At 42.1% G+C, this 13,170-nt stretch carries 11 protein-coding genes and 1 pseudogene; 1 reads left to right on the forward strand and 11 read right to left on the reverse strand.

Annotated elements, in window-relative coordinates:
- Positions 1 to 64: 64 nt before the first annotated feature.
- From RTP55_RS07115 to RTP55_RS07165, 11 genes and pseudogenes are all read right to left on the reverse strand, one after another.
- Positions 65 to 634, reverse strand: coding sequence for a hypothetical protein (locus tag RTP55_RS07115; protein WP_007117067.1), 570 nt, complete (start codon positions 632 to 634; stop codon positions 65 to 67).
- A gap of 579 nt (positions 635 to 1,213) precedes the next feature.
- Entirely contained in the window at positions 1,214 to 2,422 is a 1,209-nt protein-coding gene (ssuD, locus tag RTP55_RS07120; RefSeq protein WP_284034756.1) for an FMNH2-dependent alkanesulfonate monooxygenase, read from the reverse strand.
- Positions 2,423 to 2,798: 376 nt separating this feature from the next.
- The gene (locus RTP55_RS07125) at positions 2,799 to 3,725 is read right to left on the reverse strand and encodes a CysB family HTH-type transcriptional regulator (RefSeq protein WP_062332006.1); all 927 of its coding nucleotides are present in this window, start codon (positions 3,723 to 3,725) and stop codon (positions 2,799 to 2,801) included.
- Between the two features lie 218 nt (positions 3,726 to 3,943).
- Positions 3,944 to 4,714, reverse strand: coding sequence for an FMN reductase (gene msuE, locus RTP55_RS07130; protein WP_312385213.1), 771 nt, complete (start codon positions 4,712 to 4,714; stop codon positions 3,944 to 3,946).
- Between the two features lie 144 nt (positions 4,715 to 4,858).
- Positions 4,859 to 5,506 (reverse strand): methionine ABC transporter permease, encoded by a 648-nt coding sequence (locus RTP55_RS07135; protein WP_007117073.1) that lies wholly within the window; start codon positions 5,504 to 5,506, stop codon positions 4,859 to 4,861.
- Complete coding sequence (locus RTP55_RS07140) at positions 5,499 to 6,572, reverse strand: methionine ABC transporter ATP-binding protein (protein ID WP_282841422.1); 1,074 nt, start codon at positions 6,570 to 6,572, stop codon at positions 5,499 to 5,501. Before RTP55_RS07140 ends, RTP55_RS07135 begins: the two co-directional genes overlap by 8 nt.
- A gap of 44 nt (positions 6,573 to 6,616) precedes the next feature.
- Positions 6,617 to 7,057 (reverse strand): annotated as a pseudogene (locus RTP55_RS07145) (MetQ/NlpA family ABC transporter substrate-binding protein); the annotation flags it as partial.
- Between the two features lie 255 nt (positions 7,058 to 7,312).
- The gene (locus RTP55_RS07150) at positions 7,313 to 8,104 is read right to left on the reverse strand and encodes an ATP-binding cassette domain-containing protein (RefSeq protein ID WP_312385216.1); all 792 of its coding nucleotides are present in this window, start codon (positions 8,102 to 8,104) and stop codon (positions 7,313 to 7,315) included.
- Entirely contained in the window at positions 8,104 to 9,000 is an 897-nt protein-coding gene (locus tag RTP55_RS07155; protein ID WP_257619666.1) for an ABC transporter permease subunit, read from the reverse strand. The genes RTP55_RS07150 and RTP55_RS07155 overlap by 1 nt, the downstream gene beginning before the upstream one ends.
- 150 nt (positions 9,001 to 9,150) lie before the next feature.
- The gene (locus RTP55_RS07160; protein ID WP_219331698.1) at positions 9,151 to 10,167 is read right to left on the reverse strand and encodes an aliphatic sulfonate ABC transporter substrate-binding protein; all 1,017 of its coding nucleotides are present in this window, start codon (positions 10,165 to 10,167) and stop codon (positions 9,151 to 9,153) included.
- A gap of 541 nt (positions 10,168 to 10,708) precedes the next feature.
- On the reverse strand, positions 10,709 to 11,374 hold the full coding sequence (locus RTP55_RS07165; protein ID WP_203172306.1) for an NAD(P)-dependent oxidoreductase: 666 nt from the start codon (positions 11,372 to 11,374) through the stop codon (positions 10,709 to 10,711).
- A gap of 119 nt (positions 11,375 to 11,493) precedes the next feature.
- Between RTP55_RS07165 and RTP55_RS07170 the strand changes: the two genes are divergently transcribed.
- Positions 11,494 to 12,393: a LysR family transcriptional regulator gene (locus RTP55_RS07170; protein ID WP_312385221.1), complete on the forward strand. Its 900-nt coding sequence runs from the start codon at positions 11,494 to 11,496 to the stop codon at positions 12,391 to 12,393.
- The last annotated feature ends 777 nt before the right edge of the window (positions 12,394 to 13,170 follow it).

The following is a 13,170-nucleotide window of genomic DNA, read 5'->3' on the forward strand; positions in this document are numbered from 1 at the left end:
CGTTCAGAGTATGCTTATAATAGTACGATAAACGTGATATGGTGAATACAGGTTCTAAGTCGGCTTATTGGGCTTGTTCAATGGCTTTATTAATGCCACGCACGATTTTGTCATTACGCGCAATATCACGAACCGTCAGATGAGGCACACCCACATACCAACCGGTAGCGGTAATCTGATGGTCAAGGATGAATTGCTTAACCGTCGGGCTTTTAATCCCAGGCCAACCCTCTACATTGCCAAAAATCAAGTCCATGAGTTCTGGAATTTTGGTAGCAAAGTCATTAATGTAAGCATCCCAATCGCCATCATAGGCGGTACAAAACAGGAGCTTGGTGTCATTGTCTAAAAACACCAACCGCAAATCATGCAAGGTGCCTACATTGGTCGCCCCTGCAAGATTGCCTTTGGTGATTTCTAAAATTCGCTTGATACGAGCTGCCCCATCTTTGGTTAAGGGAGCGATGGCGGTGAGTTCAGACACTTTGCCTGATTTTAAGCCCTTTTCACCGGCACTGGTGACAGAATGGTCATAGCCATCATTAGCGCCCTCTTTGAAGTTTGCCATGAGCATTTGTGCTTTCAATGCCACATCATCTAATAAAGAAAGTTTTTCGTTGTTTTCAGTTGTCATGTTTTATTGCCCTTATAGTTAGTTGATCATTAAGTAAAGTGCTTGATTTAAATTTATTTATCTCATAGTTTTATTATTTAAAATTTAAATCCTTTTTATTATATAAGCCGCAAAAAGCAAAAAGCGTTAAAATAACTTTTATCACCCATAAAATTACAAAACTAAACTATTGATTAAAAAATGACATACTAGAAACCATAAAACCGAAGCATTAATTTAAAAAATTCTCATTACAATTAATAGATTATTTAACTTTTAAATATAAAATCTGTGTAGAAAAATCACTTTTCCTGCTATGTGGGACCTCAAAAAATTTGGGACCTTGGACTTTGATGATTAACTTTAGCAAAGTAGCTTGCTGGTCTAATCTCACCCTATAACTGGCTACCACTTTTAAAAAAAGTGTTTATCAGTTAAAAGGTCTATCAGTTAAAAGATGCTTATCATGGCTAGGGTGGATTCCGCGTACTCTGTCGGATAATAGATATAGATAGGTATAGACGAGACGCAAAACGTGCCTTAGTTAGCACGTTTTATCACAAGCATTTAAGACGCCTTTAATATGTCTTTAAAATAAATTTAAGAGGCAATAGCGTGTTTGGGTATGGCAGTAGCGGGTGTTTTTGGGGTTGCAGTGTCGCTGGTTTGTTGCGGGGGTGCATAGTTGTTAGCGACAATTTCACCGAACGGTCCTGTCAAATTTGGCTTGACCAAGCTGTTTTGGGTGTCAATCGGTAATAATGGGAAAACCAATTCAGCAAACCGATAGGCTTCTTCCAAGTGTGGATAACCTGAGAAAATAAAGTTATCAATGCCCAAATCGGCATACTCTTGAATACGCGCGGCAACGGTTTGTGGGTCGCCCACCAGTGCCGTGCCTGCGCCACCACGCACCAGTCCAATCCCTGCCCATAAGTTGGGCGAAATTTCTAAGTTATCACGGCGACCGCCATGCAAGGCTGCCATACGTTGTTGTCCCACCGAGTCCATTTGGGCAAATTTGGCTTGGGCGGCGGCAATGGTGTCGTCAGTGACATGACTTAATAATTCATCAGCGGCTTGCCAAGCGGCTTCATTGGTTTCACGCACAATCACGTGCAGACGAATCCCATAGCTTAACGTGCGACCTTTGGCAGCGGCTTTGGTTTTAAGCTGCTCAATCTTCCCTTTGACGGCAGCAGGCGGCTCACCCCAGGTCAAATAACTGTCAACCTGTTCGGCAGCCAGTGTTTGCGCCGCCTCAGATGAACCGCCAAACCACAAGGGCGGATATGGCTGTTGTAGAGGGGGATATAGCAATTTGGCATCTTCGACTTGCAAGCGTTCACCGTTAAAGGTAAAGGATTCGCCTGTGTGCGAGCGGGTTAAAATCTCTCGCCAAATCGTGGTGTATTCACTGGCTGTCTGATAACGCGTCGCGTGGTCTTCAAAGATGCCATCGCCTTTAAGCTCTTGTTCGTCGCCGCCTGTGACCAGATTAAGTAGCAATCGACCATTTGATAATCGATCAAAGGTGCCTGTCATACGAGCAGCAAGCGCGGGTGTCGTCACCCCAGGGCGTAATGCCACCAAAAATTTTAAGCGAGTGGTCGCATCAATGAGACTAGCAGCGACCAGCCAAGGGTCTTCACATGAGCGACCTGTCGGAATCAACACGCCTTCATAGCCAAGGTTATCGGCTGCCACGGCAATTTGCTTCATATAAGTATGGTCAACGGTTCTTGCCCCTTTACTCGTGCCTAAATAACGACTGTCGCCATGTGTCGGTATAAACCAAAAAATTTTCATCGTAACCCCTGCTTGTAAGCTCAAAAATTGATTAAGATAACTCGCCTTTTGTCATGGGCGGTTTATCGGTAGCCATAAGCTTAAAGCAAATATCGCGCAATAAAAAATAACAAAAACTGCTTTGGTTAGCACAAAAAATACTTAATAATTTTGCTGCTAACCCTATCAATTTAATCGCTAAAGCAGTGACATAAAAAAAGCTTTACAGTTTTCACCATAAAGCGTTTTATCGTCAAATGAATTGATATCAACATCAGATAAACAAGCCCAAATCTTAAAAATAGCACAGCAAGCGAGACAACAAGCGAATTTGACGCGTATTACATCGGATGTAACAGGCGATAAGTTTTGCCAACTTGCTTATCAGGATTTAGCGTTAGCTGCTAGGTTGTATGGCATCATGCATTGTTGCTTGGGTTAACGTAGGGTTACACAAGGCTAAAAACTGATAGCCAAATCCTCGTAAAAAATGCCCTTGTCGCACCGCGAGCAAGGTGGTATTTTGATGAAATAGCGGCTCGCAATTGAGTAATGTTAACTGGGTGTCTTTATTGGGATTGAACGCCATATCCGCGATAATACCAATGCCCATGCCAAACTCCACATAGGTTTTTATTACATCAGAATCCAACGCCGTCATCACGATATCAGGCTGTAATTCTGCTTTGGCGAACGCTTCATCAATCATCGTTCGCCCGGTATGGCCACTAATGTAAGTGATAATCGGATAATGGGCTATGTCGGCAAGCGTTACCTGTTCAAGCTGGGTTAGCGGATGGTTTGGCGGCACCACAATCGCATGATACCAGTGATAATAAGAAAAAGTCACAAGCTCGCTATAGCTTGACAAGGCTTCGGTAGCAATGCCAATATCCGCTCGTCCATCAAGTAGCATTGCCGCAATTTCTGGCGGTGCGGCTTGTAGCAATCGCAAATGCACTTTAGGAAAAAGCTGTTTAAACGCTTGCACAACGGGCGGCAAAATATAACGAGACTGGGTATGGGTGGCTGCGATGGTCAATTCGCCTTTATCTTGGCTGGTATATTGTTCAGCCAAGGTTTTGATATTGTTGGCATCATGTAGCATCCGCTCTACAATGACCAACAATTCTTTACCCGGCTCGGTCAAACCTAAGAGCCGTTTGCCCTTACGCACAAACAGCCCTACCCCAAGCTCATCTTCTAAGTCTTTGATATGTTTGGATACACCCGATTGTGAGGTAAATAATGCATTGCCCACTTCGGTCAAATTATAGTCACAGCGTACCGTTTCTCGAATAATACGAAGTTGTTGAAAATTCATAGTCTGTTGCCCCAAATAATCCGATAATGAATAAAATTAGTGTAAGCCGAGCAGCCTAGGACAACAAACGCCTATCAAACAAATTAATATTCCAAAATTACATATATCACTCACACAAAAAAACAAAATTAGAATAACCCAAGCAGTTTGTTGCTCGGGTTGTATTTACTCATACTGAGCTGGTGATGTCAGCTAATACGCACTAAGACATGCGCCCTTTAGGAGACGGATGGATGGTTTTTAAGGGATGATTGAGTAGTTTGCGGGTGTAGTCTGGCTTCGGCACTCGATAAATCTGGCACTGCCACAGAGGGTAATATTTCGGCTTGTTCGACTTGTTTATTAATGCCTAACTGCTGATTGGCTTGCGCTGATTTTTCTTTAATGGCTTGGGCGCGTCGGCCTTTGGCGGGTGCCCACTCAAGTATCGGTAACGCGCGCGCCACCGCTAACACAATACGGTCACGCAACTGTTGGCTTGAGACGGTGTATTCTGGGGTAAAGTCTTTATCCGTCGCATACACGCCTATTGGCAATGTTTGGGCTTGGAAAAAACTAAACAATGGGCGAAGTTGGTGCTCTAGAACCAGTGCATGACGATCGCTACCGCCAGAGGCAGCCAATAATACCGGCACATCCACAAGCGCGGTTTGCTCCACAAAGTCAAATAAGTGTTTAAACAATCCGGTAAAAGACGCGCGATACACTGGCGTTCCTACAATCAAGGCGTCCGCCGCCTCAATCGCTGCCAAGTCGTTTTGTACTCGCTCTGGCAGTTGGTTACGATAAATCGCCCCACTGAGTAAAGGCCCGATTTCACTAAGTTTGATAAAATGTACGTTGATGGGCGTGGCTTGTGCCAATTCATCTACAATATTTTGTACCAGACTTTCGGTTTTTGATGGTGTGTTGAGCCCACCCGATACCGCAACGATATTGAGTGGGATAGTTGGATTTGATTGATTAGTGAAATTTTGAGTGATAGACATCTTTATTCCTTAATTTAGTGTAATCAGATAAATCGATGACATTTCGATAAGCCCATTAAACGAAAAATTAAGCCGTTTGTGAAACAACAATATCTGCATTATTTAGCTGATTTTTTGCTATATCAAAGTGGTAAATCTGCAGAGCTACAATTGGCGTTTATCGACCCATTGAGCCAAACTATCGCCTGTGGCTTGCACCAACATCACCAATGTCACCAAAACGACAATGACTGATACCATCATTTGCACATCAAAGCGCTGATAACCATAACGATAGGCAATATCGCCCAAGCCCCCCGCTCCAATTGCCCCAGCAATGGCAGACGAATTAATCATGGTGACAATCGTCACGGTAAACCCGGCAATAATGCCAGGCAATGCTTCGGGCAATAAGACATACCGAATAATCTGTGTACGGTTACAGCCAATCGCTTGTGCCGCTTCTATGAGCCCTGGGTCAACTTCACGCAGACTCACTTCGGCAATTCGAGCAAAAAAAGGGGTTGCGGCTAAGGTTAACGGTACCACGGCTGCCCACACACCATAGCTTGTACCGACAATCATTCGAGTGGCTGGAATAATAGCCACCATCAATATCAAAAAGGGAATAGCACGCACAATGTTCACCGACCAACCCAAACTTAGATTGGTCAAAAATGATGGGGCAATACCTTGCTCGCTTGAATTGACCAATACCAATGCGATCGGTAACCCCAATAAAAACGCTAAAATCGCTGATACGCCAACCATAATCAGCGTATCAATCAACCCCGTCAGTAACAACTCAAGCATAACCGATTAACTCCACATGCAAAATTTGATGACCCAAGCGCTGGGTCAATTGCGCGACATCTAAACCCGTGGTTGCGACGCCAACGACGATATTGCCTACCAAGTAGCCTTGAATGGTATCCACTTGACTTTGATACAAAGAGACGGGCGCTTCAAATTGCGCAAAAATTGCCTTTAAATCAGGGGCAGATTTTCTTGGGGTAACGTATCTTAGGTTGAGCAAAGTATGAGTGGCACTGTGTTTGTCGGTGAGTTTATCCTCACCCAAATCAATGGATGACTGATTATAGCCTAGTAATTCTTGGGTCATGGTGTGCATGGGTGAGGCAAATACTTTCCACACTGGTCCTGTTTCAACGATTTGCCCTTGGTTAATGACAATCACTTGGTCGCAAATATCTCGAATGACTTGCATTTCATGGGTAATGAGCACAATGGTAATGCCAAGTTTTTTATTAATTTGCTTGAGTAACTGCAAAATTAACTGGGTACTTTCTGGGTCTAGTGCTGACGTGGCTTCATCACACAATAAAATTTTGGGTTCATTCACGAGCGCCCGCGCAATGCCCACCCGCTGTTTTTGACCGCCTGATAACTGGGAAGGATACATCAATGCTTTATCACTAAGCCCCACCATCTCTAGCACTTGCGCCACACGTTTATTGATATCAGCCTGACTTACTTTGGCGACTTTTAATGGCAAGGCGACGTTGTCTTGTACCGTTTTACTCGACAGCAGATTAAAATGCTGAAAAATCATACCAATACCTTGTCGCAGCTGTCGTAGCTGTGCTTGGCTAAGTGCTGCCACATTGTTATCATCGATATAAACATGACCATCACTAATCGACTCCAAGCCGTTGATAATGCGTAATAAAGATGATTTACCTGCCCCGCTTTTACCGATAATACCCAGAATTTTGCCTGTTGGCACCTCAAGCGAGATATCTTTTAGTGCATGAATCGCTTGCGCTTGTCCTTGATAAAACTTATTGACCTTGTCGATTCGGATATAGGGAGGTGATGAATGACTGTCATCTTGGGTAATATGAGTAAACGACTGCATAGCATGATCCTTTGTAATTGTTATGGCTAAAACTTGTTAACGCATTACGAGGTCCAACCTGGAAACCAAAGTTTCCCCCCGATTTCTTTGTCAAGCACTTGTTTTACGTTGGGTGACGTTTGATAAATGTGAATAAATTTTTTCAGCTGTTCGGCTCGTTCAGGATTTTTTTGGGCAAAATCATCCCGAGTGACAAATAAAATCGCATAGCGGTTATTGGTGGTATCATCAAAGACTAAAGCTTGATTGGGGTCAATGGTTTTGGCTAAGCGCAAATAATGCGGATAGCTAAACACCAAATCAGCATCATCAACCGCTCTTGCGGTCTGCGGCCCTTCGACTTCAATAAACTGCAATTGTTTTGGATTGCTGCTGATATCGTTTAAGTTAGAGAGAAAATTATTTGGGTCTTTTAGCCCAATTAATTTTGCCTGTTGCAGCAGTAGTAGCGCTCGCCCTTGATTAACAGGGTTGTTTGGCACCATGGCTGATTAAAATCCGTCATGCTAATTCCTTACCGCCAAATGCTTGAATAAGGCATCATGGTAAAGATTTTTTTTCGCAAAGATAACCAAGATATTTTGCTATCTATAGCAAGAAATGTGATGAAGAGAATGTCATTTGATTGATTATGTGAGCATAAAAAAAGCCCATTAATTTTTTAATGGGCTTTTGCTAAATAAAGGGTGCCAAAGAGTGCCAAAAGGTATCAGTGGCTTGTCATTTGCCGATGGGGAGACTCAATGCACCGCTAAAATCTTATCAAGAACAATTTGCTCAAGTGGCGCAGTTTTAGTCATGTTATTACGGGGATGTGGCAATAAGATTGGCAAGTCTAGTCCAATTTTGCCTCGTTCAATTAAAATCACCCTGTCAGCAGTAATGACCGCTTCACTGACATCATGGGTCACTAAAATCACCGTAAATCGATGTTCTTGCCATAATTTGACCAATAGTTGCTGCATATCAAGACGGGTTAACGCATCTAGCGCCCCCAATGGCTCATCAAGTAGCAACAGCTGGGGACGATGAATAATCGCTCTGGCCAAAGCCACTCGCTGCTTTTGCCCCCCTGACAATGCCGATGGCCAATCATCAGCTCGCTCTGCCAAGCCGACTTCCGCTAACGCTTTCAACGCTTGCGCTTTCCAATCTGGCATTTTTAGCCCAAGCCCCACATTTTCCAGTACCGTTTTCCAAGGCAATAATCGGTCATCTTGGAACATCAGCCGCGTGGATTGTCGCCATGCCTGAGGCGACATTGCTTGATTGGCAATTGACATGGCGGTCAACTCCCCACTACTCGCCGTTTCTAACTGAGCAAGTAAACGTAGCAACGTTGATTTACCACAGCCACTGTGCCCGACAATAGCGATAAAATCACCACTTTGAATGTGCAAATCTAGGTTTTTAATGACTTCTCGATTGTCAAATTTTTTGACCACATTGGTTAAGCTTAAAGCCAATCCTGTTGAGGTTTTTAATGGCGTTCTGGATGGCGCTGACAATGGTGCTGACAATTGCGTTGACATCAGTGTGCTCCTTGTTGGTAAGCGGGGTGCCATTTGAGCCAAACAAACTCAAGCTTTTTGGCAATAAAATCGGCTAGAAATCCTAATAGTGCATAAACCAAGATTGAAAACATGATGATATCAATCTGAAAAAATTCGCGAGCGTGCATGGCTAAATACCCAATGCCTGTGGTGGCCGAAATGGTTTCCGCCACAATCAGCGTCAGCCACATAATGCCCAATGAAAAACGCACCCCAACCAAAATACTCGGCAATGCCCCAGGTAAAATCACTTCTTTAAACAATGCCCAGCCCGTTAAATCATAGCTTTTTGCCATCTCAACCAGATGTTTATCCACATTACGGACGCCATGATAGGTATTCAAATAAATCGGAAAAAATGTGCCAACTGCCACCAAAAAAACCTTTGCCGCTTCATCAATCCCAAACCACACGATGACCAAGGGAATTAATGCCAAATGTGGAATGTTTCTCAGCATTTGAAAGGTGGTATCCAATAAGGTGCGAAATACAGGCAAAGTGCTGGTCAATAGCCCAAACCCCAACCCAAACAACCCGCCAATCAACAACCCAGCAAACGCTCGCAGCGCACTAATGCCTAGATGCTGCCAAAGCTCACCACTTTTTATGAGTTCATAGCCCGCTTGAAGAACGGCACTGGGTGACGAAATATTTTTAAGGTAAGCCTCAGGCAGTAATTGATAACTTGCTACCAGTTGCCAACCCGCCAACATAAGTAATGGCAACCACCAACCCCCTGTACGCGCAAATAGGGTTTTAACAACCTTGCGGGTTGACAATGTCTTGACTGGCGCATTCACCCTTATCGGTTTCGTCGGTAGCGGCTTTGATGCCGCGACCACTGAATTATCCGCAACAAAACTTGACGTTTTCATAAACAATCTCTCAATGCAAATTTATCTTTATTAAGCTAACTGTTAAAAGCCTAACTGTCGGCTGTATCGCTTCAACGTAGTAAGTGCAAGCTAGCGTCATAAAGGTTACCTACCCTTTTTTACTAGCCATATTTTTACTAGCAATAGGGTTTACTTGGGTGGATACCAGACAATATCTTTTACCTGTATTTGTTTTGGCAGCAATTTATTTTTATAAAAAGTATCCGCTTCTTGCTGCTGCGCTTGAATGATGTCATCGGTGATATAGTTGACACCGTAATTTCTTGATTTCACCGAGGCTAACGCCACGTCAGGTTTTAGATTGGTGACTTTTTGGATCATTTTGCTAAAAGTTACCGGGTCAGCGGTAATCGCTTTATCCGCTTCATCAATGGCTTTGACAATGTCTTTAACCACATCGGGGTGTTTTTGAGCAAAATCCGTTGATGCCAAATAAAACGATGTATTATTGGGCTTAAGACCTGTAGCATCGGTCAAAACTCGCGCTTTTAGCTCAATTTTGGCACTCGACAGATAAGGCTCCCAAACGGTCCAAGCATCCAGTTTCCCCGATTCAAAGGCAGCACGGGCATCAGATGGCTGTAAATACTTGACATCTATGTCAGCAAAACTCAATTTGTCACGTTCCAATGCTTTTAGTAACGTATAGTTAGCACTAGAGCCTTTAGTCACCGCCACAGCTTTACCTTTTAATTCAGCCACTGACTTTAAGGTTGAATTGGCGGGGACAATGACGGCTTCAGACTGTGGTGAAGGTTTTTCATAGGCAACATACACCAGATTACTACCCGCGGCTTGGGCAAAAATGGGTGGGGTGTCCCCTGTGGTGCCAAAGTCAATATTGTTGGTATTTAGCGCTTCTAGCATCGGCGGTCCCGATTGAAACTGCACCCAATTGACTTTGATGCCGGATTTTTCGAGCGACTTTTCAAGCAGCTTACTTTCCCGCAGATACACCAACGCTCCTGAACTTTGTAATCCGATACGCACTTCTTCAAGTGGTTTTGAATCACCGCTCTTAGCGTCATTGGTCTGTGCTTCATTGGTGGTTGCCGCATTGGCAGATTTGGTGGTATTTTGCTGGCAACCTGCTAATAGCAAGCTAATACTAAACCCCGAAATAAGTAGAGCAGAAACTTTTCTCATTACAATACCTTATACAATATTTAGGACAATTTGTCCTTATCCTCAAAATTTTTCATTTTTTCGATATGAAATGCTATAAAGCCCTATCAAGTATCATCGAATGGTGACATTATTCCACAAAATAATAACAAAGCTTAATAATTATAATTGATAAGAATATAGAGAAATTTTCTAACCGCTCTACAATGCGGATACTTTAGCTTGCGGATATATAAAGGAAGCGTGGATAAATTAACTGCAGTTATCCGTAGAGCTAGCTATTATCCGTAGAAAAAAAGGTTAGTTTAACTCGCAGCAAATTTGGTATGCTTTAAGATTGGATTGAAGGTTATATTGAAGATGGAATTGAAGGAAGATAGGATTGAAGGGTGTTGGGTATTATTCAGTTTCAACTCATACCTGCTTGCAGTTTGTGAGGTTGGCTTTCACTGGATTATTATTGAAAAGATTATAAACAAATTTTTGCAAGCAACAAGGCTGCATAACAATAGCAGCCTTGCCCTTGTGAGTCATTCAGTTAAATTCAGTCAGTCGGTTACATTCAAATAGAAGCCGCTGTAAAATGCTGATGCAGATGGGTTTTATTTTCTAAATCATCGGCAATGGCAATCGCTAAATCCGCCACACTGATACCTGCAGGTATATCGCCGTTCATCAACAGGTGGTTGTCACCTAAACGATACTCTCCTGTACGCTCTTCACTATAACCAGCGGTTACACCAAGCATGGCAGGCGGAGAAATAAACGCCCAATTCACATCACGACGGTCTGTTAACGCTTGGATTAAATGGCGTGCTGCATTGGCACCGTCAAAGATTTCTTTAGGAAAATCTGGTGTATCAATCAACTGTTTATTGTCAGCAACATACAAACTACCAGCACCGCCGATAATCAGCAGATAAGGTACTTTTGCCTGTTTACCCCCTTCAATAATCGCCTGAGAACCTTGTGTAAATTCTTCACCAATATTGGGGTTAGTCCATCCGGGGTTATATGCACTCACAACGGCATCAAACCCTTGTAATTTTTGTGGAAAATCCGCACTCATCACGTCAGCTTGTACAGCGGTGACATTGTCTTGGGGTTCGACTTTATCAATATGGCGGGCAAACGCAGTAACTTGATGTCCACGTTGTGCTAATTCTTTGACAACCGCTTTCCCAACATACCCTGTGGCTCCTATGACGGCAATTTTTTGTGGGTTCATTTTTGTTCCTTTATTTGACTGAGTTAAGATTAAGCTATTATAAAACGCTTATTCACAAACGATTAGTCTATAATAAGCTAAAATATTATTAGCTAAAAGGCAATAATAGAGAACCTATCATGAATCAATCTGACTTTGGGCAATTACTGATTTTTCATAGTATTGTTCAAGAAAAATCGATTACCAATGCGGCTAAAAAGCTAGGTATCACGGTACCATCGGTAAGCAAGGCGCTTAAGACATTAGAGCGTAATGTTGGTATTGCCTTATTCGTTCGCACAACACGTAAACTACAATTAACCGACGCTGGCGAACAACTTTATAGCCAAACCCGAGAACCGATTTCTAGGTTACAAAACACTTGGCAGCATATTGGCGATCAGTATCAACAACCAAGTGGTCTTGTACGAATCACTTTATCACAGCTACATTTCGAACTGATATTTAAACCTTTTTATGCAGAATTTTGTGCGCGTTATCCAAAGATAATTTTGGAATTTTCTATTAATAATGCTAGTGTGGATTTGATAGAAGCAGGGTTTGATTTGGGGGTAAGATTTGGTAATAACTTGACTGACAACGTGGTGGCTAAGCCCATTTATCCTGCGTTTCGGCAAGGGCTGTATATTTCTTTAGACTATGCAAGCAAATACGGCATACCAAAGACCTTAGATGATTTACAACATCATCGGATGATTGGCTTTCGTTTTATGAGTAGTAATCGAATCGAGCCCTTATTTTTGCAGATAAATGGGGAAAATAAATTACAACCCATTGAAAACACGCTAATTTTTAATGACTCTGAACAAGTATTAGATGCCACTTTGCAAGGACTGGGCATAGGGCGAATCTTTGAACCTTTAGCAACTAATTCAGCGCTGGTACCCGTACTTGAAGAACATTGGATAACCTTTCCTGCCAATTATTTATACTATTTGCCGACACCTGTTAAAGCTAAAAAAATACAGCTTCTCATTGATTTTTTAATGGAGAAATTTGGTAGTTACGCCTCATCTTAAATTAACAACCTACATTGATGACAATGAAAGTGGATAGTGACTAGTGAATCGCCACTTGCTCATGTTTATAGTTTTGATAGGGATACTTTAAAAGGATTTTTTTTAGGACATGAAGGCTATTTAAAATAAGCAATGAAAATCAAAAAAAATTCAGTTTCATCTCTTTTAAATTTGAGTGGGGGTCAAAACCTACTTGCTCAAAAATTAACCAAGGCACAATTTGGGCACAAAATGGGCACACAAGATTTTTAAGCGATTTTTCTGTGCCCAAAATCACAAAAGTGGTCAAAATTTCAATTCTCGAAAAACCACGTAAACCCTTGATATCACTGCAATAAAAAAACCCCAATCAATCGACTGGGGCTTTTGGAATATGGTAGGCATAATCTGACTCGAACAGACGACCCCCACCATGTCAAAGTCGCTAGACCAATCTACCCTATTTGATATTAATGTACTTTAATACTCAAAGCTTTGATACGAGTGGGTTTAACTAAGCGTTCAAGAATAACATTAATGTGATTTAATGACAATTAAGAAAATTATCTTGCAGTTTGGTCACGCAATATTGCGTGTTTTTTAACCCCCACTCTCTCGATATTTTTGATAAAAAAACGTCAATTTCGTCTTATTTTTATTTAAATTTTTTAAAAAAATTATTAATAATTAACCGAACAAAATTAAATACCTCTACTTTAAATGAAGAGAGGTTTAACGAAAGCGATGAAAGCAAGATTGGTAAATTGAAGGCTCGAATTTAAATGACGCTCACAGTTT

The sequence above is a fragment of the Moraxella sp. CTOTU47579 genome (assembly GCF_032004885.1).
In the GTDB taxonomy this organism is placed as follows: Bacteria; Pseudomonadota; Gammaproteobacteria; order Pseudomonadales; family Moraxellaceae; genus Faucicola; species Faucicola tetraodonis.